This window comes from Acinetobacter genomosp. 15BJ, assembly GCF_000400715.1.
Taxonomy (GTDB): domain Bacteria; phylum Pseudomonadota; class Gammaproteobacteria; order Pseudomonadales; family Moraxellaceae; genus Acinetobacter.
In genome coordinates this window covers 984,652-1,010,052 of sequence record NZ_KE007347.1, presented here as the reverse complement: position 1 = coordinate 1,010,052, position 25,401 = coordinate 984,652, and the positions used below count along the sequence as shown (strand labels likewise).

The 25,401-nt window shown below is 39.9% G+C and carries 20 protein-coding genes; 18 read left to right on the top strand and 2 right to left on the bottom strand.

Annotation, left to right across the window (positions count from 1 at the left end; all coding sequences use genetic code 11):
- Positions 1–31: 31 nt before the first annotated feature.
- Positions 32–1,540 (bottom strand): phospholipase D family protein, encoded by a 1,509-nt coding sequence (locus F896_RS09410; protein WP_016163791.1) that lies wholly within the window; start codon positions 1,538–1,540, stop codon positions 32–34.
- Between the two features lie 296 nt (positions 1,541–1,836).
- Between F896_RS09410 and F896_RS09415 the strand changes: the two genes are divergently transcribed.
- The 12 genes from F896_RS09415 to F896_RS09465 all read left to right on the top strand — a co-directional run bounded on the left by F896_RS09415 (position 1,837) and on the right by F896_RS09465 (position 16,003).
- Positions 1,837–2,112, top strand: a complete 276-nt coding sequence (locus tag F896_RS09415) for a metal/formaldehyde-sensitive transcriptional repressor (RefSeq protein ID WP_004653592.1) — start codon at positions 1,837–1,839, stop codon at positions 2,110–2,112.
- A gap of 304 nt (positions 2,113–2,416) precedes the next feature.
- A complete protein-coding gene (locus F896_RS09420) occupies positions 2,417–3,526 on the top strand; it encodes an S-(hydroxymethyl)glutathione dehydrogenase/class III alcohol dehydrogenase (protein ID WP_032882390.1) in 1,110 nt (369 codons plus the stop codon).
- Between the two features lie 58 nt (positions 3,527–3,584).
- Complete coding sequence (locus F896_RS09425; RefSeq protein WP_016163789.1) at positions 3,585–3,941, top strand: winged helix-turn-helix domain-containing protein; 357 nt, start codon at positions 3,585–3,587, stop codon at positions 3,939–3,941.
- A gap of 249 nt (positions 3,942–4,190) precedes the next feature.
- Positions 4,191–6,020: an allophanate hydrolase gene (atzF, locus tag F896_RS09430; RefSeq protein WP_016163788.1), complete on the top strand. Its 1,830-nt coding sequence runs from the start codon at positions 4,191–4,193 to the stop codon at positions 6,018–6,020.
- Between the two features lie 19 nt (positions 6,021–6,039).
- Positions 6,040–9,645, top strand: coding sequence for an urea carboxylase (gene uca, locus F896_RS09435; RefSeq protein WP_016163787.1), 3,606 nt, complete (start codon positions 6,040–6,042; stop codon positions 9,643–9,645).
- A gap of 6 nt (positions 9,646–9,651) precedes the next feature.
- Positions 9,652–10,356 carry a GntR family transcriptional regulator gene (locus F896_RS09440; RefSeq protein ID WP_016163786.1) on the top strand — a complete coding sequence of 235 codons (705 nt, stop codon included), beginning with the start codon at positions 9,652–9,654 and terminating at the stop codon, positions 10,354–10,356.
- 109 nt (positions 10,357–10,465) lie between these two features.
- Positions 10,466–10,936, top strand: a complete 471-nt coding sequence (locus F896_RS20415; RefSeq protein WP_016163785.1) for an immunity 26/phosphotriesterase HocA family protein — start codon at positions 10,466–10,468, stop codon at positions 10,934–10,936.
- Between the two features lie 119 nt (positions 10,937–11,055).
- Positions 11,056–11,934, top strand: a complete 879-nt coding sequence (locus F896_RS09445; protein WP_016163784.1) for an AraC family transcriptional regulator — start codon at positions 11,056–11,058, stop codon at positions 11,932–11,934.
- A gap of 4 nt (positions 11,935–11,938) precedes the next feature.
- Positions 11,939–12,952, top strand: coding sequence for an NAD(P)H-quinone oxidoreductase (locus tag F896_RS09450; protein ID WP_016163783.1), 1,014 nt, complete (start codon positions 11,939–11,941; stop codon positions 12,950–12,952).
- Positions 12,953–13,051: 99 nt separating this feature from the next.
- Positions 13,052–13,927 (top strand): glyoxalase III HchA, encoded by an 876-nt coding sequence (gene hchA / locus F896_RS09455; protein WP_016163782.1) that lies wholly within the window; start codon positions 13,052–13,054, stop codon positions 13,925–13,927.
- A 244-nt stretch (positions 13,928–14,171) separates the two neighbouring features.
- Entirely contained in the window at positions 14,172–14,867 is a 696-nt protein-coding gene (locus F896_RS09460; protein WP_016163781.1) for a winged helix-turn-helix domain-containing protein, read from the top strand.
- Between the two features lie 119 nt (positions 14,868–14,986).
- Positions 14,987–16,003: a 2-dehydropantoate 2-reductase gene (locus tag F896_RS09465; protein WP_016163780.1), complete on the top strand. Its 1,017-nt coding sequence runs from the start codon at positions 14,987–14,989 to the stop codon at positions 16,001–16,003.
- Between the two features lie 53 nt (positions 16,004–16,056).
- Here the strand turns inward: F896_RS09465 and F896_RS09470 are convergent, their stop codons facing one another.
- Entirely contained in the window at positions 16,057–16,929 is an 873-nt protein-coding gene (locus F896_RS09470) for a bile acid:sodium symporter family protein (protein WP_016163779.1), read from the bottom strand.
- A gap of 743 nt (positions 16,930–17,672) precedes the next feature.
- Between F896_RS09470 and F896_RS09475 the strand changes: the two genes are divergently transcribed.
- From F896_RS09475 to F896_RS09500, 6 genes are all read left to right on the top strand, one after another.
- Complete coding sequence (locus tag F896_RS09475; RefSeq protein WP_016163778.1) at positions 17,673–18,734, top strand: HlyD family secretion protein; 1,062 nt, start codon at positions 17,673–17,675, stop codon at positions 18,732–18,734.
- 25 nt (positions 18,735–18,759) lie between these two features.
- The gene (locus F896_RS09480; RefSeq protein WP_005313652.1) at positions 18,760–20,307 is read left to right on the top strand and encodes a DHA2 family efflux MFS transporter permease subunit; all 1,548 of its coding nucleotides are present in this window, start codon (positions 18,760–18,762) and stop codon (positions 20,305–20,307) included.
- A gap of 156 nt (positions 20,308–20,463) precedes the next feature.
- A complete protein-coding gene (locus tag F896_RS09485; protein WP_016163777.1) occupies positions 20,464–21,285 on the top strand; it encodes a hypothetical protein in 822 nt (273 codons plus the stop codon).
- Complete coding sequence (locus F896_RS09490) at positions 21,282–22,868, top strand: GH3 family acyl-acid amido synthetase (RefSeq protein WP_016163776.1); 1,587 nt, start codon at positions 21,282–21,284, stop codon at positions 22,866–22,868. Before F896_RS09485 ends, F896_RS09490 begins: the two co-directional genes overlap by 4 nt.
- Positions 22,865–24,199: a TolC family protein gene (locus F896_RS09495; RefSeq protein WP_016163775.1), complete on the top strand. Its 1,335-nt coding sequence runs from the start codon at positions 22,865–22,867 to the stop codon at positions 24,197–24,199. Before F896_RS09490 ends, F896_RS09495 begins: the two co-directional genes overlap by 4 nt.
- Positions 24,199–25,365 (top strand): hypothetical protein, encoded by a 1,167-nt coding sequence (locus F896_RS09500; protein WP_016163774.1) that lies wholly within the window; start codon positions 24,199–24,201, stop codon positions 25,363–25,365. The genes F896_RS09495 and F896_RS09500 overlap by 1 nt, the downstream gene beginning before the upstream one ends.
- The last annotated feature ends 36 nt before the right edge of the window (positions 25,366–25,401 follow it).

Below are 25,401 nucleotides of genomic sequence, written 5' to 3'. Positions count from 1 at the left end.
TATAGCGAGTCTAGATAAACTCGCTATGCATTTACATCATCCATTCAACGGGAAAATAAGACACAAAGCGCATGGTAAAACGCTGGAATCTGGTACTTTCAGGGTCATGGTGGTGCTCAACAACCTCACCATTTTCTTTATGCTCATACCACACAATATTGCCGTTTTGATCTAATTTGAGTTGATAAGCCACTTGTAATAAATGCTGATCTAGCATAGCGGTAATCTGGTCTTGTAAATGATCAGATTCAACCACTAAACCAACTTCTGTATTTAAATGGGCAGAGCGTGGGTCAAAGTTAAATGAACCAATAAAAACTTTTCCATCGACATCAAAAAATTTGGCATGCAAACTTGAGCGATTCTTGCCTTTAACTGGAATCACGCTTCCTGTCGCAATTTCATACCAAGTCCGTTTTTTACGTTCGATATTCGGTTTAAACTCATATAGTTGCACACCACTTTGTAAAAGTGGTTTACGGTATTGGCTATAAAAAGAATGAACCACGGCAACATCATTGGCCGCCAAGCTATTGGTTAGGACACGGACTTTAATACCATCATTGGAGAGTTGATTGAGGTAGGCAGTTCCTTGTTTTGTAGGTACAAAATAAGCTGAGACCAACTCCATATGTTGTTCAGGTTTACCCATAATTTTCAAAACTTGAGCATATAAAAGTTCCTGATCTTTGGCTTGTCCTAACGCTTTATTGGGATGATCAGCGACAAAATGCGCCTTCGCCCATTGAATTGGATAATTTTCGAGGCGTAATTTTAAATAATCTTGTGCAGCTTCAAGCTTATCTTCAGTTGGTGTATCAACCTGATCTAAAGCTTTATAACTTTTTCTTAAACTCTCCAATTGTTGGAGGGTGCCAGAGCCCATTAATTGTTCAGTTGAATAGCTAAGTTTATCAGTCCAAAACTCATCAAAAACCTGTTCCGCTCGATCAACTGCTTTGCCATAGAACAAAATGTCCATGTCACTAAATTGAAACTGGTCACTGGCATCAAAATATTCACTACTGATATTACGCCCACCCGTCACCGCAATCGAATGATCAGCAATAGTGAGCTTATTATGCATACGATGATTAATCTGTTTTAGTCTAAAAACATAATCAATAAAGCGTAAGTGTCTAAACTTATAAGGATTAAATATACGGATTTCAAAATTTGGATGTTGGGCGAGAGCTTTTAAGGTTTTATCTAGTTTTATACCATTCTGATCATCAATCAATAAGCGGACTTTTACCCCGCGATCAGCTGCTTTGAGCAATTCGTGCAACATTATGTTGCCGATAGCATCATCATTCCAAATATAATATTGTAAATCAAGTTGATGCTTAGCATTTCGAATTAAATGAATACGAGAGGCAATACTTAAAAAAGCATCATCCAAAGCTAAAAAAGCCGTTAAACCCTTTTCAATATTGAGATCGGCTTGTGGATCATTCATCCACTTTGTTTTAGTGTGCAAGGAGTTACTCCGATCATGGTTCTGATTGGGTGGCAAAGAACAACCACTAATTCCCAACATGATAACAAGTGTCGCTATCTTAAAATGGTATGAATTGTTTATGATTTTATTGATCAAGCGTGCGAGTCCAACAGTAATTTGTAGGTGGTTGATTTTCTTATATATCTAAATGCTATTTTGTTCCAAGGTTTAAATGTAATTGTAAATATAATCAAATACTTATTTTCTGATTTATCTTTCCTACTATGTAAATAGATATCAATAATCGCAATGCTATAGAATTTAAATCAGTAAATATTGAGTTAAATTACTATACTGGTGTATAGTATATTTTTAGATTTAATGTGGTCGACATTATGCCTAAACAATTAGAGGATAAAAAAAAGATTCTCACACGTGTAAGACGAATCCAAGGTCAAGTCCAGAGTGTTGAACGGGCTTTGGAAAATGACACAGAGTGCGCTGATATTTTGCAGCAAATCTGCGCAGTTCGTGGAGCATTAAACGGTTTGATGACGGAACTTCTCGAAATTCATCTTAAAGACACTTTAGTTGTCGGTGAATCTTCTGAGTTGCAACGCAGTCAAGAGCTTATTCAAGTCAGTAAAATTCTTAAATCTTATTTAAAGTAAATTAGGGCAGCTGACATTTCACAGATGCTTGTGACAGAAGAGATTTTTTAAGCGGTACAAGGCAGGGTTTGTGAAACTTAGTGATTCTAAGTAAGCAAAACCTAACGCCGTAACGATAAAAAATCTGCCTGTCCCGTAGGGTTATGGCTAAAACTTCCGTAAACTGCGTTATGAAACTTGACAAGGGGCCACCATTGCCTGTGTTTCATGCCTTGTTTATTTACGGAGCTTTAATTGCTCCTCATTTAGCCGATAACACAATGCATGGTTGAAATATCAACTGACCCAAAGGAGTGTCATTGTGATTAAATCTCGTGCAGCTGTTGCTTTTGCCGCAGGCGAACCATTACAAATCGTAGAGCTTGATGTTGAACCACCTAAAGCGGGTGAAGTCCTGATTAAAATTACCCATACAGGGGTGTGCCATACCGATGCCTTCACTTTATCAGGTGATGATCCTGAAGGTGTTTTCCCTGCAGTACTTGGACATGAAGGTGCAGGGGTTGTGGTGCAAGTCGGTGAGGGTGTGACCAGTGTTGCTGTTGGTGACCATGTTATTCCGCTGTATACCGCTGAATGTAAGGAATGTTTATTCTGTAAATCAGGCAAAACCAATTTATGCGTCGCAGTTCGTGCCACTCAAGGCAAAGGCGTGATGCCAGATGGTACAACACGTTTCTCTTATAATGGTCAACCGATTTATCACTATATGGGGTGTTCAACCTTTAGTGAATATACCGTGGTTGCAGAAGTATCTTTGGCGAAAATCAATCCTGAAGCCAATCATGAACAAGTCTGTTTATTGGGTTGTGGTGTGACCACTGGTATTGGTGCAGTACACAATACTGCGAAGGTACAAGAGGGCGATAGCGTTGCTATCTTTGGTCTTGGTGGTATTGGTCTAGCTGTGGTGCAAGGTGCCCGCCAAGCTAAAGCTGGGCGTATTATTGTCATTGATACCAACCCTGATAAATTTGAACTGGCAAAACAGTTCGGTGCAACCGATTTCCTCAATCCAAAAGATTATGATCAGCCGATTCAACAAGTGATTGTTGAAATAACTGGTTGGGGTGTTGACCATTCTTTTGAATGTATCGGCAATACCAATGTCATGCGTTCAGCACTGGAATGTGCACATCGCGGCTGGGGACAATCTGTGATTATTGGCGTTGCGGGTGCAGGTCAGGAAATCTCAACGCGTCCATTCCAGTTGGTGACAGGACGTAAATGGATGGGAACTGCTTTTGGTGGTGTAAAAGGTCGTAGCCAATTACCAAAAATGGTAGAAGATGCCATGAAAGGTGAAATTGAGCTGGCGCCATTCGTAACACATACCATGCCATTGGACGATATTAATGAAGCCTTTGATTTGATGCATGAAGGTAAGTCAATTCGCACGGTAATTCATTTCTAATTTTAAATGACGGGATTTGATGATGTGAAAAGCATCATCAAATCTTAGGTGGATCTTGATGTCAAAACCACGTTTAAAACTGCATGTGCGAATCTTATCTGATGAGCAGATTGCTTTTGGTCCGGGTAAAGCGGAACTCTTAGATGCAATTCATCGTACAGGATCAATTTCTCAGGCAGCAAAGTCTATGGACATGAGCTATCGTCGCGCATGGCAGTTGGTCGATACCATGAATCAATGCTTTCATTCCAATCTGGTTGATACCCAAACAGGCGGAACGCATGGTGGTGGTGCAGTGGTGACTGAATTGGGGCAAATCGTGCTCAAGAAATTCAGAGCCATGGAGCAGCAAGCGATTCATGCTGTTGCAACTGAGTTTGAAGATTTAGCTAACTATCTAAAAATAAATAAATAATCTTATAAATAAAATAATTTAAACAGTATTGCATCATCTTTGTTTTGATCCTTTCTCTCTCAATAAAAATTTGCTGAGTTATAGCGCATACATATTCTTGTCGGATCTTTTTAGCACCATCAATAAACCATTCAAACGTTCTTGTACTTTAGTATTTATATTAAGCTATTAATTTTTATATTAAAAATATTATTGGCACGCTTTCTGCTTTTATCTATTCAAACTTGTATACAAGATAGGATTCATAAAGTGAGCGAAATAAAAACTTTAGGCTGGACAATTTCTGAGTGGCAAACAGCGTATTTAAAGCAAGAGATTCAGTTAGACACGCTAAAAGAACTGGTTGCAGCTATTGATCCAAAGGACGTTGCTTGGATTTCGCTGGCCAGTGCAGATTTGCTTGAACAACAGATCCAATCTTTAAAGCAACTGACTCAAGATAGCGACAACCTGCAAAAACAATTTCCGTTATATGGTGTGCCGTTTGCAGTTAAAGACAATATTGATGTGGCTGGTTTTGTCACCACAGCGGCATGTAAGGCACTGAATCGTGTTGCAACACAAGATGCTGAAACGGTTCGTTTACTTAAACAGGCCGGTGCGATTGTACTTGGTAAAACCAATCTTGATCAATTTGCTACAGGTTTGGTTGGCACACGTTCACCATTTGGGGCGGTACCGAATAGTTTTAAACCCGAATATGTTAGTGGTGGCTCAAGTTCGGGTTCGGCCAGTGTAGTGGCACGTGGCTTAGTCCCATTTTCTTTAGGAACAGATACCGCAGGATCAGGACGTGTGCCAGCAGCATTCAATAATATTGTGGGTTTAAAGCCAACCAAAGGGCGTTTTTCCAATCGTGGTCTATTACCCGCAGTAAAAAGTATCGATTGTATTTCTATCTTCGCACTCACAGTGTCTGATGCTGAATTGGTTGCCGCTCAAGTCGAAGCTTATGACGCTTTAGATAGCTATTCACGTCAGCATCCTAAAAACGTACCTGCACGTTTTTCAAGCAAATTGAAATTTGCCATTCCGAATAAATTGAACTTCTTTGGTGATGGATTGGCTGAAAAAGCCTTCCAACATACCATTCAATTACTAGAAAGCTTAAATGCTGAAATTACACCGATTGATTTTTCTGCTTTTGAGCAACTTGCAGCCCAACTTTATCAAGGCTCTTGGGTTGCGGAGCGCACTGCTGCGGCTGCCAACCTACTCAAAACCAATGCTGCTGATTTTGATCCGACCGTTTTAGAGATTATTCAACAAGGTGAAAAATATTCTGCGGTGGATGCCTACAATGCTGAATATTTAAAGCAGGATTTGACTCGAAAAATTCAAGACAGCTTGGCTGAGTTTGATGCCTTGATCGTACCAACTTCACCAACGATTTATACCATTGAACAAATGCAACAACATCCGATTGAATACAACGCGCATTTCGGTACTTATACCAATTTCACCAACCTCGCTGATTTAAGTGCCTTGGCATTACCCGCAGGCTTTAGAGCAGACAACTTACCTTTTGGTATCACCTTAATTGCACCTGCTTGGCATGATGCAGCCTTGGTACATTTTGGTAAAGCATGGCAGAACTATTTAGCACTGAAATTGGGTGCTGTAGATAAGACATTATCTGTGCCAAGCGCACCGACTTTGCTGTCTCCTTATCATATTCGTGTCGCCGTTGTAGGGGCGCATCTAACAGGGATGCCATTGAACTTCCAACTCACCACGCGCGGTGCCGTTCATGTTGAAACCACTAAAACCTCTCAGGACTATGCGCTTTATGCCTTGAATGGCACGGTTCCACCAAAACCGGGTTTGGCTCGCCAGCAAGATGGACAAAGCATCATTGTCGAGCTTTGGGATGTACCTACAGCACGCTTTGGTGAGTTTGTCGCAGAAATTCCAACCCCATTGGGTATGGGCAATGTCGAACTGGAAGATGGCCGCTGGGTTAAAGGCTTTATTTGTGAACCTTATGGTTTAGGCGATGCAGAGAATATCAGCCATTTTGGTGGCTGGAGAGCGTATATCCAGTATCGCAATAACCAAGTCGCCAATACAGCCAATTAATTTTTAGGGGGAAATCATCATGTTTAAGACCGTACTTATTGCAAACCGTGGTGAAATTGCTGTTCGAGCAATTCGAACACTGAAAAAATTAGGTATAACGAGCGTCGCGGTTTATTCAGATAGCGATCGTTATGCACAGCATGTACAGGATGCAGATGTCGCAATTGCACTAGATGGTTTAAAACCAGCTGATACTTATTTGAGTATCGAAAAACTGATTCAAGCCGCTAAACAAACTGGGGCAGAAGCGATTTTTCCGGGCTATGGTTTCCTGTCTGAGAGTGCAGATTTCTCTCGTGCTTGTGAAGAAAATAATATTGCGTTTATGGGGCCAACAGCAGAGCAGATTCTGGAATTTGGTCTAAAACACCGTGCACGTGAACTTGCCGCAGCGGCTCATGTGCCAATGACCCCTGGTACAGGTTTGTTGGACAGTTTGGAGGAAGCCTTGACTGCGGCTGAGCGTATTGGTTATCCAATCATGCTAAAAAGCACCGCAGGTGGTGGTGGTATCGGGCTCACTCGTTGTGACAGCCCACAAGCACTGGCTGATGCTTATGAAAGCGTAAAACGCCTAGGTGAGCAGTTCTTTAAAGATGCAGGTGTCTTTATTGAATGCTTTATTGATAAAGCACGTCATGTCGAAGTACAGATTTTTGGTGATGGTAAAGGTCAAGTGGTCGCGTTTGGCGAGCGTGATTGCTCATTGCAACGCCGTAACCAAAAAGTGGTTGAAGAAACGCCAGCAGCGAACTTACCTGAAGCAACCCGTAAAAAGCTCCATCAAGCCGCAGTTGAACTGGGTCGTTCTGTCAATTACCGCAGCGCAGGAACGGTTGAGTTTATTTATGATGCACAACGAGATGAATTTTATTTCCTTGAAGTGAATACCCGTTTACAGGTGGAGCATCCAGTAACGGAAATGGTGACAGGCCTCGACCTGATTGAGTGTATGCTCAAAGTGGCGGCTGGCGATGCATTGGATTGGGACTATCTCAGCAATATCCAACCGCAAGGTGCTGCAATTGAAGTCCGAGTCTATGCCGAAGACCCTGTGAAAAATTTCCAGCCAAGCCCGGGCGTGCTCACTGAAGTTTCATTTCCAGAAGGTATCCGTGTTGATACTTGGGTAAAAACAGGTACCGAAATTTCCCAGTATTTTGATCCAATGATTGCCAAGATTATTGTGCATGCGGAAGATCGAGCTACTGCGATTGAAAAACTAAAAGTGGTTTTGGCTGAAACCCGTTTAAATGGCATCAGCACCAACTTGGATTATGCACGTGCGATTGTTTCTGACCAACGATTTGAATCCATGCAAATCTGGACACGTATGCTCGATGATTTTGACTATTCACCAAAAGTCATTGAAGTGATCCAAGCAGGTACACTTAGTTCAATTCAAGATTATCCTGGGCGTACAGGCTATTGGGATATTGGTGTACCACCATCTGGCCCAATGGATGATTATGCATTTCAACTGGCTAATCGCATTGTGGGCAATGATGCCAAAGCAGCGGGTTTTGAATTTACCTTGGTTGGGCCAACATTAAAATTTCATGCAGATACCACGATTGCACTGGCGGGTGCAAGTTGTACTGCTGTGTTGGATGATCAACGCATTGATTTTTGGCAACCGATTAAGGTCAAAGCAGGTCAAACTTTAAAAATAGGTCAAGTCGCATCAGGCTGCCGTACTTATTTAGCCGTGCGTGATGGGCTGGATGTTCCATTATATTTGGGTAGCCGTTCAACCTTTGCATTGGGCAATTTTGGTGGTCATGCTGGTCGCACTTTACGTGTTGGTGACATGATTAAAATGGTTGATGCAGAACTTGCCAGTGCGGAATTACCGCTGGCAACGGAGACACCACAAGCCTTATCCAAAGATCTCATTCCAGAATATAGCAATGAGTGGGAAATCGCCGTGTTGTATGGACCACATGGTGCACCTGATTTCTTTAAACCTGAATATGTTGAAGAATTCTTTGCTTCTGAGTGGACGGTTCACTTTAACTCAAACCGTTTAGGGGTCAGACTTTCAGGTCCAACACCAAGCTGGGCTAGAGAAAATGGTGGTGAAGCAGGCTTACATCCGTCCAATGTACATGACTGTGAATATGCCATTGGTGCGATTAACTTTACGGGTGATTTCCCTGTGATTTTGGCAAAAGATGGCCCAAGTCTTGGCGGTTTCGTTTGTCCAGTGACGATTGCCAAAGCTGAATTGTGGAAAGTAGGTCAACTGAAAGCCGATGATAAAATCCGTTTTTACCCAATCACGGCAGAACAAGCCAATGCATTAGAACGGAAACAAATCGACAATATCCTAAACTTTGCAGATGCCGCCAAAGTCGTTGAAACCATTGAACCTGCTCAAGATGTCTTTACCACCATTTTGGCTCAGCGTGAACCAACCGATTTATCACCAAAAACCGTCTATCGCCAAGCAGGTGATAGCTATATTTTATTAGAATATGGTGAAAACGTTTTAGATTTGGCGCTACGTTTACGTGTACATCAACTGATTCAAATGATTCGCAATGCCAATTTTGCGGGTGTTTTGGAACTGTCACCAGGTGTACGTTCCCTACAAATTAAATATGATGGTCTGGTAATTCCTCAAGCTGAACTCATTCATCAATTGCTTAAACTTGAAGAACAAATGGGTGATTTAAGCCAGCTCAAGATTCCATCGCGTATTGTACATTTACCCATGGCGTTTGAGGACAGTGCGACTTTGGGTGCGGTAGAGCGTTATCAGGAAAGTGTCTGCGCCAAAGCGCCGTGGTTGCCGAATAATGTTGATTTTATCCAACGTATTAACGGACTAGCACATCGTAATGAAGTCAAAGATATTATTTTCGATGCCAACTATTTAGTCCTTGGCTTGGGCGATGTTTATCTGACAGCACCTTGTGCGGTACCGATTGACCCACGACACCGCTTACTCAGTTCTAAGTACAATCCTGCACGTACTTTTACTGCGGAAGGGACTGTCGGTATTGGTGGGATGTACATGTGCATTTATGGCATGGATTCACCCGGTGGTTATCAGTTGATTGGGCGGACGCTGCCGATCTGGAATAAGTTTAAAAAGAACAAGCAATTTGGTGATAAACAATGGTTCTTGCAGTTCTTTGACCAGATTAAATATTTCCCTGTGACTGAAGCTGAATTGAATGAATGGCGCGCAGATTTTGAAAATGGTCGTGCTCAAATTCAGATTGAAGAAACTGAGTTTGATTATGCAAACTATGTACAATTCTTGGACAATGAAGCGGAAAGTATTGCGGCATTTAAAGACAAGCAACAACAGGCTTTTAGCACTGAGGTGAGTCGCTGGAAAGAGGAATTTGCTGCACAACCTGAGCAACATGTTGAGCAAACCAATCATGTTGATTACAGCCATCTTTCTTCTTTAAATGCTTCAATGACAGGAAATATCTGGAAGATCTTTGTTGAGTATGGTCAAGAGATCAAAAAAGGTGAAACTGTTGCGATTATTGAAGCCATGAAAATGGAGTTACCTGTTTATGCGGAAGAGGATGGTATTGTTAAAGCCATTATTTGCAGAGCAGGGCAAACCGTACACAGTGGTGAACCATTGGTCTATATGGAATAAGCTTGCATGAAAGAAGCGAACATCAACATCAAGAACACAACCAAAGGCTCAGACAATTTGTCTGAGCTGGTTTACCAACGTATTAAGAATGACATTTTTGATTTCAAATTGATGCCAGGTGAGCGCTTTACTGAGTCTGAAGTTGCCAAAGCCTATGATGTGAGTCGTACCCCAATCCGACAAGCCTTGTATCGTTTGCAACAAGAGGGCTATGTTGATGTGAGCTTTCGGAGCGGTTGGCAGATTCGGCCGCTCAATTTTCGTTATTATGAAGAGCTTTATGATGTGCGTATTGTTTTGGAGAAAGATTCGATTCGAAAGCTCTGCCAAATCGATCATCATAACTCGGTTGAATTATCGGTTTTAAAAGATATTTGGTTAGTACAACCTTCTGAATATTTAAAAGATATTAAACAGCTTTCACAGCAAGATGAAGACTTTCATTGTGCTTTGGTCCGTGCTTCAGGCAATAACGAAATGGCTAGGATTCATCGGGATTTGAGTGAGCGAATCCGAATCATTCGCCGTTTGGATTTTTCTAAAGATTATCGGGTTGAAGCAACTTATCAGGAACATCAAAAAATATTGGGTTTTATTTTTGATCGACACACTGAACAAGCGATCAATGCGATTGAAGCGCATATTATGCAAAGTCGTGATGAAGTGAAAAAAATTACCTTACAGATGTTGGATTCGAGTCAGTTTTATTAGTCCAAATATTAGATATAGTCATTGATAGCATTTAACCATATAAATTTTAGTTTGGATTTGATTTAAATTTAAAAACAATGTGTTATTTAATTTAGTAAGGTAAGAATTTATGGCAATAAATAAACGTATTAAAAGAAAGGAAGGAGATATTACACTCATAAAACTTTCAAATAATTCTTTTTGCTATGGTCGAGTTTTAGCTGCCCCTTTATTTGCTTTTTATAATTTAAATACATCTCAGCCTTTATTAGATATTGATCAAATTATTGGAAAAAATGTTTTATTCAAAGTTTGGGTAATGAAACATGCAATTACATCTAGTAGATGGGAAATTATAGGCAATCGTAACTTAGATTCGAATCTTATAAGTTTCCCTTTATTCTTTAAACAAGATATGTTTACTAAGGAGTTCGCTATCTATGATTCAAGAACCAGTCTTGAGATTAGTGCAGGCTATGACGAGTGCAAAAGCTTAGAAAGAGCGGCTGTTTGGGAACCTGAACATATTGAGGATAGATTAAAGGATTTTTTTGAGGGTAATGCTAATAAATGGGTTGAAAGTTTAAAACCTAAGTTATAGGTAATTCTAAAAAATTTCTCAAAACTCTTCATTCCATGCCTAATTCTGCATAAAACTAACAGTTTTTATGGCTTTGCTATTTAATAATAAAAATCACATTTCAAATCATCAGATGACACATGATGAATGACCAGATACTCATCAACTTATTTCTAAAACTCATTCCGAAAGAAGGTTTTTTTGCTACGACCATTGATGGCATCACCTTAATGCGTATTGATCACAACACACCACCGATTGCCGTCTTGCAAGAACCAACCTTAGTGTTTGTTTTGCAAGGCCAAAAGCGTGGCTATATCGGCACAGAAACTTATTCATTCAAGCAAAGTGAGTGCCTGATTGTTTCGGTTTCGATGCCATTTGATTGTGACACTATAGCCAGTCCAGAAACACCGATGATTGCGATCAGCATGAAATTGGAAGCAGATATGGTGAATGAGCTACTGGCTAAAACCTATTTTGAGAATTACCAGTTTAAGCCACTCACTACAGGAATGAGTGTGATCCAGTATGATCAAACGATATCGAATGTCCTTAATCGTTTATTAAATACGCTGACTTCTGAGCAGGATGTATTGATCTTAGGAGATCAAATTAAACGGGAGTTGCTCTATCGCGTTATTCAACATTCGGGTGCTGATGCCTTAAAAGGTTTGGTCGCTCAGGGCAATCTCAGACCAATTTATAAAATTTGCGAATACATCCAACATCATTTTACCGAGAAATTAACCATTGAGATGCTCGCAGAGCAAGCCAATATGAGCACTTCTGCATTTCATAAAGCCTTTAAACAAGTCACACAACATTCACCATTGCAATATTTAAAAGTGGTTCGGTTGCATAAGGCAAAACAATTGTTGCAAAACGCAGACCAAAGTGTGGCTCAGGCGGCTTATGCTGTTGGATATCAGAGCTCTTCTCAATTCAGCCGAGAATTTAAAAAGCAATTTGGTTTTCCACCCAAACATGCTGAAACTAATACTCAAATGGAGTCATGATTAAATGAATCAAAATAGCGTAGAACAAATGAAATATATCGAAATTACACAAGCGGGTGGTCCAGAAGTATTACAAGTAACTCAGGGGCCTCGACCAGAGATTAAAGTAGATGAAGTGCTCATTGAAGTCTACGCAACAGGTATCAATAGGCCTGACATATTACAGCGGCAAGGGCTGTATCCGATGCCTAAAGGTGTAACCCTAATTCCTGGTCTAGAAGTATCGGGCGTGATTGCTCAAGTCGGTGAACAAGTCACCCAGTTTAAAGTCGGTGATAAAGTCTGTGCACTGACCAATGGTGGTGGGTATGCAGAATATTGTGCGGTACCAGCCAACCAAACCTTAAAAATCCCAAAGAACTTGAGCTTTGTTGAAGCTGCGGCTATTCCTGAAACCTATTTTACTGTTTGGGCCAATTTATTTCAGATTGGACAGTTGAAGAAGAATGAAACCGTACTGATTCATGGTGGGGCTAGTGGTATTGGTTCTACAGCAATCAGCTTATGCCATGCGATGGGCATTAAAAACTTCTCCACTGTTGGGAGTGATGACAAAGTTGAAAAATTATCTTCGGTGTCACAGGTGATTAATTACAAAACACAGGATTTTGAAAAAGAAGTTTTGGCTCAAACGGATGGCCAAGGTGTAGACGTGATTTTGGATATTATCGGTGCGGCCTATTTCAATCAAAACCTGAGATTATTAAAGCGTGATGGTCGATTAGTCATTATCGGTTTTATGGGTGGTCGCAAAGTCGATGGCTTTGATATACAAGAATTGATGTTAAAACGGGCTGTTGTCACGGGTTCGACCATGCGTGCCAGAACCAATGCTGAAAAAGCCCAAATTACCCAAGAACTTGAGCAGTTTGTTTGGCCTTTAATTGAAGCGGATCAATGCAAGCCAATGATCTATAAAACCTTTGTATTTGATGAAGTTGCTCAGGCACATCAATGTTTAGAGAGCAGTCAACATACGGGCAAAGTGGTACTCGAAATTAAATCAGAATTTGCCTAATTGTATTCAATCCATGCCTGTTCATACTCAAAACTTGAGGCTGGCAGGTTACTCAAGCAGTATGCATATAAACATAACGACCTAATGAGGAATCTTAAAATGACAACAAATCTTGATGATCGTAACCCAAGTCCAGACCATGCAGAAGACAATGCTTTTTTCCCATCACCATATTCGTTGAGCCAATATACCTCAGCAAAAACTGACTACGATGGCACGACTTATCCAAACCCATACCAAGGCGACAAACGGATTTTAATGATTGCAACAGATGAACGTTATATCTTGATGCAAAACGAAAAATTCTTTTCAACAGGAAATCATCCAGTCGAAATGTTATTGCCAATGTTTCACTTGGATAATGCTGGTTTTGCCTTTGATGTGGCAACACTTTCGGGTAATCCAGTTAAGTTGGAAATGTGGGCGATGCCGAATGAAGAACAAGTGGTCTTAGACACTTATAAAAAATATGAAAAGCAACTCAAAGCACCGCTCAAGTTAGCAGATATTCTGGAACAAGCCTTAAGTGCAGATTCACCTTATGCGGGTATCTTTATTCCGGGTGGACATGGTGTTCTTGCTAAGATTCCAGAAAGCAAAGAAGTCAAACAGCTATTAAAGTGGGCCATTAAAAATGATAAATATGTGATCACGCTTTGTCATGGGCCTGCTTCATTGCTTGCAGCAGCTGTGGATGAAGATCCGCAAGATTATATTTTTAAGGACTACCAGATTTGTGTGTTCCCAGATTCATTAGATAAAGGTGCAAATATTGATATCGGCTATATGCCAGGACAATTGCCTTGGTTGGTGGGTGAGAATCTTGAAAAACTAGGTGTCAAAATCTTGAATAAAGGTATCACAGGACAGGTTTATCAAGATCGTAAACTATTAACAGGTGATAGCCCGCTAGCTTCGAATAATCTTGGAAAACTCGCCGCGACAACTTTATTGGCAGATCCCGATCTTCAATAAATCTTACTGTTAGAATAGCTAAAAGCCTAGCTAAATTGCTGGGCTTTTATTTTTGATAAATTTGACGAAGTCTCCTGATGCATATTTTTGCAGATCTGTCTTGGTCCAAAAACTGGATTTTTCAAATTGATCTATTGCCGAAATGAACATTTAAATGACACCAAAATTACATTTATGTCATTCAAAACTATTTAAAGTTGTACAACGTTATTATCTTCTTAAGCAGGGCTTTAACAGGTTTAAGATGAAAATATTACTAGTCGAAGATGAGCAAAAAATAGGGAGTTATCTTAACCAAGCATTATCAGAAGCAGGTTATATGATCGACTGGGTCACAGATGAAATAACAGGTAAGCATCTGGCGGTATTGTTTAGTGAATATGATTTAGTGGTATTGGATGTCATGTTTGCTGGCTTAAATGGTTGGAACATTCTGCATGATGTTGGAAAGAATGGAAAAAGCATGCCTATTTTGTTTTTGATTGCGCGTGATCAAATTGAAGAGCGAATGAAAGCGCTTGGCCTTTCTTTTACTTTAGTAGAGCTTCTCACACGGATCAAAGGTCTATTGAGTAGAGAGCAGTGGAATCATGAAATCAACCGAATTTGTGTTGCCGACCTTGAACTTGATATATGGAAACGCAGTGTCAGCCGAGCGGGAAAACGTATTAATCTTACAGCTCAAGAATATGCATTGATTGAGCTATTCATGAGTAGACGTGGTGAAGTCCTACCGAGAGCATTGATCGCTTCACAGATATGGAATATGAATGATGATGCAGACACTAAAATGATTGAAGTGGCGATTAGTCGTTTAAGAAATAAGATCGACCGTAACTTTCTTCCTAAACTCATCCATAACATTTACGGAATGGGGTATGTATTGGCAGAATGGCATGGAGCACTAAAAAGTAAAGAAAAAGAAGATGTTTCTGAATGAGCATGACTTAATATTAAATTCTTTGCTTAGAAATAAATTTGTCAGCCAAGTGACAACTTAACTTCATATTTTGGGTTAAAGTGATGTTGTTAAGAAATAGAATCCAGCAAGGAAAATGAATGAAAGTATGTATTTATGGGGCTGGAAATATTGGATGTTATCTTGGTGGGCGATTAGCAGCAACAGGGTATGATATTGATTTTATTGTACGCCCGAAAATACAACAACAGTTGCAACAGTATGGGTTAACTGTTTCGGACTATCTAGGTGAAAAAAATATTGTTCCAGCGAGTAAGCTACAACTTAGTACTGATCCAAACATTGCTGCTCAAGCTAATATCATTTTTGTCTGTGTAAAGTCTGCCGCAACTGAACAAGTTGCACATGAGTTAAAAGAGATTCTAAAGAAAAACACCATCATCATTAGTTTTCAGAATGGTTTAAGTAATGTTGGCATCCTAAAACAAGTGTTGTTTGACCATACAATTCTTGAAGGTATGGTACCTTTTAATGTCGCTGCTTTAGGAAATGGAATTTTTCATCAAGGTACAGAAGGCGCTTTGTATGTGAAAAAACATGCTGGTTTGAATGAGCTTGTAGCCGCATTTAATGGCGCTCAGCTTGAACTGAAACTTGAAGATGATATGCAGGCGATTCAATGGGCAAAGTTATTATTGAATCTTAATAATTCAATCAATGCTTTATCTCAGCTTCCACTCAAGCAACAACTTTCTATTCGAGCCTATCGTCAATGTTTGGCAATGGCACAGATTGAAGCTCTAGAGCTACTCAAAATCGCTAAAATTCAACCTGCACAACTTACTGCGCTGCCTGCTCAGGTTCTGCCTAAAGTACTAAGTCTTCCAAATTTTATTTTTAATCTACTCAGCAAGAAAATGTTGGCGATTGATCCACTGGCTCGATCTTCAATGGCAGATGATCTTATGGCGGGGCGAGCAACGGAAATTGACTGGATTAATGGTGAAATTGTTCGTTTAGCAACGCAACTGAATTTAAAAGCACCAATCAATCAAAAGCTGATTGAGTTAATTAAACAAGCTGAAATCACACCAAAAGCATGGTCGGCCAAGGCACTTAAAAATCTATTGGAAGCGGTGAATAAAGCTGGATCTTAAATAAAAGCCATAGCATATTGTTTTATACACTATGGCTGTGATGATTTTAAAAGTTAGGTTTTTATCGTTTCTTGAGCTCCAAATCGCGTAATCAAAGTTCCAAAAATAGTCGCGAAAATATACATAAAGATTGAATAGACTGCAGCAGGCATGGCAATGGTCGTGCTCGCCATAATAGTCAGTGCAATGGTCATGGCAAGCGTACTATTATGAATACCAATTTCAAAAGCGCATGCGCGAGCTTGATAAGAGCTGATCCCAAACAGTCGTGGTACAAAATAACCAACACATAGACTAATTGCGCAGAATAAGGCAGTTGCAAAGCCAATTTGCCCGATATATTCGATCAGATTATTTCGCTCTTTGATAATTGCACCCAAAATAATAATCAGAAGAAAAACTACGGCGAAAATGCGTACAGGACGATTCAGTTTTTCTGCGGTATGCGGCGCATAATGACGGATGAGCATCCCGATACAAACAGGGACAAGAATGATGGCAAAAACTTGCAGTACTTTTGCAAATTGTAGTCCGACTTGTTGGCCTTCATTCATAAAATGCAGAATCGAAAAATTGACAATAAACGGTAAAAAAATGGCTGCAATAATGGCATTAATTGCGGTTAATGTGATATTCAGTGCGATATCACCTTTATATAAATAGCTGAAAAGATTTGCGGTTGAACCTCCAGGAGAAGCTGCTAGTAACATTAAACCGACTGCCAGAAGTGGCGGTAAAGCCAATATTTTGCAAATTAAAAATGCAATGCCGACCAATAAAATAAGCTGACAAAACAAAGCAATGAGCACCGCTTTGGGATGTTTACTCACCCGTGCAAAGTCTTTTAATGTCAGCTCCAAACCAAGCCCAGCCATGACAATTGCCAAAGCGAGCGGTAGAAAAAGTGTGATTAGTCCAGAATCCATAAGCAGTCCTTCTTTTTTAGATCAATATTATTTTTCCAATTTTCTGGTTGTTTTGTCTGATCAGATTACAACTTATCGGTATCTAAGTTGATATAGTTCACATCTGAGCAAGACCTATAAACAACAGTATTTAGGCAATACTTTAAATTTTTCCTATGCAAAGAATGAATTAGCACATTTAGGTTATTAATTCTAATGATTTCTTTAGCTTAAATACTTTATTCACTTTTGCAAAAACTATTTGTGCGATAGCGCACAATTTGATTGAATTAAAATATAAAAATTAATAGGAGAAAAATCACTTTTTTGCAAAAATTACATTTCTATAACGCTTCGGCTTTTTGGTATTTTACTATTTTTATGCTCATTAATAGATTAGAAAAGTAAAATAATTAAACTAAATGGTAAAAATATTAGTGAAGTTAAATTTAATAATTTATTTAATTTAAACAATGGTGTAGGTTTATTTTTTTACAAATGAAAACACGAATCATTTATGCTTATGCTAGAATTTCACAAATCTTTAATAAAAGCTTTATACCATTCGGACAATTGGCAGAAATAGAAAAATGATATGCACAAATGGTCAATGACATATTATTCCATTAAGAATGATAATTTGCGCCAATTATTACATTGTAACTATTTATTTATACACAATTAAGTGAAAAGTTACGTGAAAAGATGACCATTTAACCGTGGCTCAAAATAAAAACTGTATATTACAAAATAGCGGAATAAATATGGATAACGTAGCTCAGCTCGAAACTGATACTAATTTCCAAAGTCGAAAAAAAATAACTTGGGTTGTATTTAGTGTACTCATCTTATTTCTGATCTTAGGCATCGCGTATTATTTTTTGGTTTATCGATTCTATCAATCTACCGATAATGCCTATGTTCAAGCTGATGTCACTTGGGTAATGCCAAAAATCTCAGGTGAAGTCGTTGAATTGATTATTAATGACAATCAGTTTGTGAAAAAAGGTGAGGCTTTGGCTATTTTGGATCATCGTGATTATCAGGCACGTTATGATCAGGCGAAATCAGTTGTCACTTTAAAACAAGCTGCGCTTGCTGTGCAGCAACAGAATGAAAAGTCCGCAAAATCATCGATTAGTGAAGCCAATAGTGGTGTGGTTGCTGCACAAGCAGATTTAACTCGCTTGAAAAAAGATTTCAATCGTTATCAAGATTTACTCAAAGACGGGGTGATAACCCGACAAAATTTTGAAGGCATACAATCCCAATATTTAACGGCTCAGGCACAGCTGAGTAAAGCCCAAGCTACAGTCAATGCCGCAGAGGCACAGCTAGGGAGCTTACAAGCCAGTCGTGCACAATTACTTGCCGATATTCAGAATGCCAACGCGACTTTAGACCTGTATCAGATTGATCTTTCGTCCTCAAAAGTGATTAGTCCTGTTACAGGAAAAGTCGGCAGTCTTTCGATTCAGAAAGGTTCTCGTGTTTCACCACAAACACGTTTAATGGCGATTATTCCTGAGAAAAGTTTGTATGTACAAGCAAACTTCAAAGAAACCCAAATCGAGAAAATGCATATTGGGCAGGAAGTTAAATTAAAAATAGATGCTTATCCAAGTCTGACCTACACAGGGAAAATTGAAAGCTTTTCCCCAGCATCTGGTGCAACTTTCTCCTTGATGCCACCCGATAATGCGACGGGGAATTTTAATAAAGTGGTTCAACGTATCCCTGTCCGGATTGCACTTGATTCGAGTCCACATATTGACCTTATAAAACCTGGAATGTCTGTCAGCGCGACTGTTGATTTAAGAACTTAATCAGAAAAGTTTTGGGTATAAGAAAATGAATAAACCGAACCAAGATGAGTGGAAGTTTGCGCCAAAAACAGCTTGGCTGATTTTTGCTGCCATGATTTTTGGTAATTTCATGGCAATTCTCGATATTCAAATTGTTGCAAGTTCTTTGAATGAAGTACAGGCAGGCATGAGTGCCAGCCGTTATGAAGTGACATGGGTGCAAACGGTTTATTTGATTGCTGAAATTATTGCAATTCCAATGTCTAGTATCGTTTCTCGGGTGCTCTCGACTCGAATTTATTACACCATTTGTGCAATCGGATTCACGATTAGTTCTTTGCTGTGTGCTTTGGCATGGAATCTGGAAAGTCTGTTGGTTTTCCGCGCAATTCAGGGTTTTATGGGCGGCGGTATGATTCCAACTTCAATGACGGCGTTATATCTGCTGTTTCCTGAAGCAAAACGTGCCTTGCCGTTGGTGATGTTTGGCATGATCAGTACCTTAGGTCCAGCTATTGGCCCAACCATTGGTGGTTGGTTGACCAATAACTTTTCATGGCACTGGATGTTCCTGATTAACATCATCCCCGGTATTTTGATTGCGACGATTATTTACTCTGGTCCAAATATAGACCGCGCCAATTATTCACTCATCAAAAGCATGGACTGGTTCAGTTTGATTGGTATGGCCATGTTCTTAGGCGGTTTGGAGTATTTCTTGGATGAAGGGGCGCGACATGATTGGCTCGCTGATACAGGCGTTCGTGTTGCTTTTATCATTTGCCTCATTGGTGGCATGATCTTCTTCTCACGCAGTTTTACCCAACCTAAGCCATTACTGGATCTGAGTGTATTTAAAAACAAAAACTTCACTTTAAGCTGCATCATTACTTTTGTGATTGGTATGGCCTTATATGGCTTGGGCTATATGATTCCTGTGTTTCTTGGGCAAGTCCGAGAAATGAACAGCAGTCAAATCGGACATATCATGATGGTGACAGGGATTGTGATGTTCTGCTTTGCACCTTTCCTTGCATGGTTGATTCCAAACTTTGATACCCGAAAAACCGTATTTGTTGGCATGATTTTGGCGGGTTTCGGCGTTTGGCTCAATTCACATCTCAGCATTCACAGTGATTATGACTTCATGTTCTGGCCACAAATTTATCGTGGCATTGGTCTGATGATTTGTTTGATCGTAGTCTCACATTTGGCAATGAGTACTTTGCCATTAACGAAAGTTGCCGATGCCAGTGGTATTTATAACCTGATGCGCAATATCGGTGGCGCCGTTGGGTTGGCATTGATCAACTCGTCGCTCGATTGGCTGACAGCCGTGCATGTGACTCAATTGAATCAATATATGAACCCACAAAACTGGATCTTCATTGAAAGATTAGACCAGTTGACTGCGCAATACCAAGAAGTGGGGAGTAATGCCCAACAAATCGCGCTCAGTGTGATTTACCGCGATATTCATTACCAAGCACTGACATCAAGTTTTAATGATTTATTACGCATGTTGGCCATCATCATGTTTGTGGCGGCTTTCTTAACCATCTTTATGGATAGGGGGAAGAAAATGGATATGTAGATATTTAATGCTAGAGGGTTGTTTCATATAACGAAAAAATAATCGGGGCGTCGTATACAACAACATACCCCGTCATAAAAAGAACAGCGATATGAGTTTTTATATTTCTTTATGAGATAGGGGAACGTGCATATCCAAATTTAGAGGTTGAAGCAGATGATTAATACAACATATAAATTGATTTCAAGATTCAATAATAAAGAATCTACCTATGGTCAATATGTCGAGAAAGAACAAATCGATATTGATCGGTTAAAAGTCATGTATTCGATTTACGAGCAATATTATGAAAATACCAAGTTTTCCATCTTTGCGGATGATTTCAAAAAGAAAAGTGGTGCCATCTTAATCTTTAACTCGGAAACCGATGAAATCGTTGGTTTTTCTACTGTTGTTGTTCAGCATTTTTATCTGAATGGGAAGGACTACACAGTTTTATTTAGTGGTGACACCGTTATCCTTAGAGCATATTGGGGCACACGTACATTGCAAAGTACCATGCTCAAACTGATGATTAAATTACGTGTTAAATATCCCTTTAATGAGCTGTATTGGTTATTGATTTCCAAAGGTTATAAAACCTATTTACTGCTTGCGAATAACTATTATGTGTACTATCCAAATATCAAAGATGAAAATCAGCATTTATCAACAGTGGTTGAACATTATTGCGAGAATTTCTTTGGTGAATACTATGATAAAGAAGCAGGATTATTAAACTTTGGAAATGATTATCAACCGTTAAAAGGTGAAGTCGCGCCAATTACTGAAGAAATGAGAGAGAAAAACCCGAATATTCATTTCTTTGAACAAAAAAATCCAACGTGGACGGTTGGCACGGAGCTACCATGTATTGGTCGTTTAGGTTGGAAAGATCTTGCACGGTTCCCCGTCAAACTAATGACCAAGCCTGCCAGCAAAGGCCGATGTGAAGCTTTGTTAAAAAGTCCTGCAATTCGCCGAGGAGTTTTACAATGAAGCATACTGAGTGGTTAACCTTAGGTTCACATCTTATTTTAAAACAATGGTGTGATGTCTCTGACCGAGATTTTAAAAAGCAGTTTAATCGTCTAGAAGAAACACAACGTCAAATTCTGAGTTCAATTTTGCAAAGCTCTCATTTTGCAAAAGAACAAAGGGTTCATGATTATGCACAATTTGTGAATACGTTTCCTGCTTCGCGTTATGCTGCATGGCGTGAGAATATTCAGCGTTATCGAGATCAGAAACTTCAACTATCAAGTAGTAAGTTAGTGCGTTTCCAGCCCACCAGTGGTTCGAGTGAGCAAATTAAATTTATTCCGTATACCAAGCTGTTTTTAGATGAATTAGATCACGCGATTGCACCATGGATGGCCAGTCTTTATCGTAAGTGTCCACAACTTCGCTCAGGCACTCATTATTGGTCAGTGTCATGGTTGCCAGAAAGCCAGCGTGAAGTGCTAAAAGATAAAAATCTCAATGATGATAGTGCGTTACTGGGCATAGGTAAGCGCATTTTATCTAAATTTACCCAAGCCGTACCGAGCAATGTAGCCTTTGCAGCCAATGCCGATGATGCTTTGTTTGCCACAATTTGTTATCTGGTTGCCAACCGAAATCTCGCCATGATTTCAGTATGGAGTCCAACCTTTGCTTTGCAACTCCTAGATCGTTTAGAGGCCATGCAGCAAGAGGTGATTGAAGTTTTAGAAACAGGTCGATGGGGAGCGCGCCAAGCTTCATTAAAAGAAGTCAAAGCGCCATTCAGTCCAGAAAGTGCAAAATGTCTGATTGACAGTTCAAATGGTGAACACATCGATTTTAAAACGTTATGGCCAATACTGAGTTTAGTGTCGAGTTGGGATACCGCAGGATCTAAAGCTTGGGCAGAAAAACTAAAACAACGTCTTCCATCAGTACAGTTTGAAGGCAAAGGCTTATGGGCAACCGAAGGTGTGGTCACCATTCCTTATAACGATCATTATCCATTAGCTTATCAAAGCCATTTCTATGAATTTGAATATTTAGAAGGCGAAAAAACGGGACAAATCATTCCATCTTGGGAGCTTAAGGTCGGAGATGTGGTCAGTCCAATTATCACTTCGGGGAATGGTTTACTACGTTACTGCCTCGATGATTGCTTGCTTGTGACCAGTTTTATCGAACAAGTACCATGTTTTGAGTTTCAAGGCCGCCGTTTTGGTGTGGATTTAGTGGGAGAGAAGCTTGCCCCAGAAACGGCACAACAGTTGCTTTCACAACTGAATGAAACAGAGTCGAAAGCTATTTCATTGTTAGCAATCGATACAGAACAACAGGTCAAACCATTCTATTGTGTTCTATTTGAGGGTGAGATTCACCACAGTATTGATGATAAATACATCGACAATATACTACGTCAAAACTTTCATTATGAGCTGGCTCGTAATCTTGGACAGTTGGATCAGCCTCAGATTCGTCAAGCCAATAATGGATGGAACGCCTATAAGAAATTGGTGATGTTCGATGGCATTATCGAAGGCAATATTAAGCCTGAACCACTAAAGAAAGTTACCTTGAATAGTTTGGAACAACTATGAAGAAAGGGATGACGAAATTTAACCAGCGATTCTTTAAGTCCTCCCAATACGCGTTCTGTATAGGATTGTTGTTGGCATCCAGTATAGTGGATGCCATGACTTTAGACGAAGCTTTGTCCGCCAGTTTAAGGCATGAAAGCCAATTGGAGGTGAGTCGTTTAAGTGTCAATCAATCGACAGCAATGCTGGAACAGGCAAAACAACGTGATGGCCTTAAAGTGAACTTGGTTGGGCAACTCGATTATGAAAGAGTCGAGACCCCGACCAATGTTATGTTTCCAACCGAGGGAAACCGAAAAGGTCGTAGTTTGCAATTACAAATGGATTACCCTATCTACACATCAGGGCGACATCGCTTGGGTATTGATGTTGCCAAAAATCAACTTTCTGCACATTCTCAGGGTCTATCAGATCAACGTTCTGAAACGATTTTGAATACAGTCATGGTCTATACCGATGTATTGAAAAAGAAAGCCATTTTAGAACTGAGAAAAAAAACCATGTCGAATTTACAGCGTTCGTTGTATGAGTCACAACGACGTTTTGACGTGGGGATGATTACCCGTGCCGACTTGGCACAAGTGCTAGCTCAAGTCGCTCAGGGACAAGCAGATATTACTCAGGCCCAATCCAATCTCACGGTAAGTGAAGCTCAGTTCTACCAAATTACAGGTCTGAACGCGGATAATTTAACAGCAGTTAAGCATCTACCAGAAGTTTCCAACAATCTGGACGAGATCTTAGCGAAAACCAAGAATCATCCTGCATTACTACGGGCCAAATATGAGAAACAAGCCTCTGAAAAGCAATACGCTTTAACCAAAAGAGAGCTGTGGCCAACGGTTATGCTCACCAGTCGTTTAGGTAAGCAGCATGACGCAAGTTATATCGGCTCGGAAAGTAATAACTATATGGTCGGTGTGCAACTTAACGTGCCGCTCTATGATGATGGTTTAAATCGTGCCAATACCAGAAAAGCACAAACCGATGTAGATCTGGCCAATCAAAAAATTCGTAGTCTTGAACTGGATTTGAATCAACGTACACGGACCACCTATGCACAGTTGCAGACCATCCGTCAGAACAAAGACGCACTACAAAATGCCATTGATGCGGCTTCAATTGCCTTTGTTTATACCCGTAAAGAGTTTGAGCTAGGAACCAAAACCACTTTTGATTTATTAAATACTGAACAAAAGTTATTGGATGTTCAAACTCAGAAAACGGTCAACGAGCAAGATGAAATTGTTTTTGTTTATCAGCTCTTAGACCAAATGGGACACCTCAATGATTTGGTGTCTACACAAAATACTGAACAGGTGAATAATTAATGAAAATAAATCCACCACAAGCTGAGGCAAATCCGCTGATTACACGCGAAGCAACTTTGGCTGATGATCAAGCTTTACGTCAACTGATTGCAGTGCCGATGACCACCAAAGGGGTGCAAATCAGTTTTCAGCGTGAACCAAGTTATTTTAAGGCTTCTGATATTCTGTACCGTCATAAGTTGCATGTCGTGATTGAAGATACTGAAAGTCAGAAAAATGTCGCCTGTTATAGTAATGGGCATCGTCCATGCTATGTTGATAAAGCGGTACAAAATGTACGCTATGCCAGTGATTTGCGTGTTGATCCAAACTATCGTGGTAAATCATTGGTCAAGGCTTTGGGCGTACATGTAAAACAAACCATGCTCGAACCTGATTTTAGCCAGATGATTATTTTTAATGACAATTATGCTGCGCGAGCGGCGATACAAACTGGAAAAACAGGAATCCCTGATTATTATGATGAAGGATTGATTGAAACGCTGACGCTGACGCATCTTGGAACTAAAAGAAAAATTAAAACCTTTATAGATGGTAAAACCCAGAAGGAAACAGGGATTAGCGAGATTAAATCTTGTGTGGCACGTCCAGAGCATATTGCGGCGATGAACCGGTTTATTGGCGAAATGTCGCAGCATTATAATTTTATCCCTGCTTATAATTTCGAAGAATTGCACGCAGGACATCACTATTTTACTGGCTTGAAGCTTTCGGACTTTCAGCTTTATTTTCAAGATGGGAAACTCGTCGGGATGTTTGGATTATGGGATCAGCATGGGCTTAAGCAAACCAAAATCTTGCATTACAGTTCAGCCATTGGTGTACTGCGTCCGATCTATAATTTACTGACCAAAGTCACTAAAGGTATGCCATTACCTAAACTCGGTGATTCCTTAAAATATCATGTGTTACACAGCTTGTTGTGCCATCCACAGCAGTTGGCACTGCATCATTTAATGCTTGAAGATGCGCAGAAAATCTCTAAGCAACGAGGTGTAGGAATCGTCAGTTTTACCTTATCGCATCAAGATCCACGTTTTCAGCTGAATCAGTTTTATAAGGGCGAACGATTAACAGGCATGCATGGCTTTATTAGTTTTCTGGGTGATCCACGTCCAAACTTTGATAAAAATCTAATTCCGTATTTGGAAGTTGGGCGAATTTGATTTTGTCCATAAAAAAACTCCTCAAAGCGCGTAAAT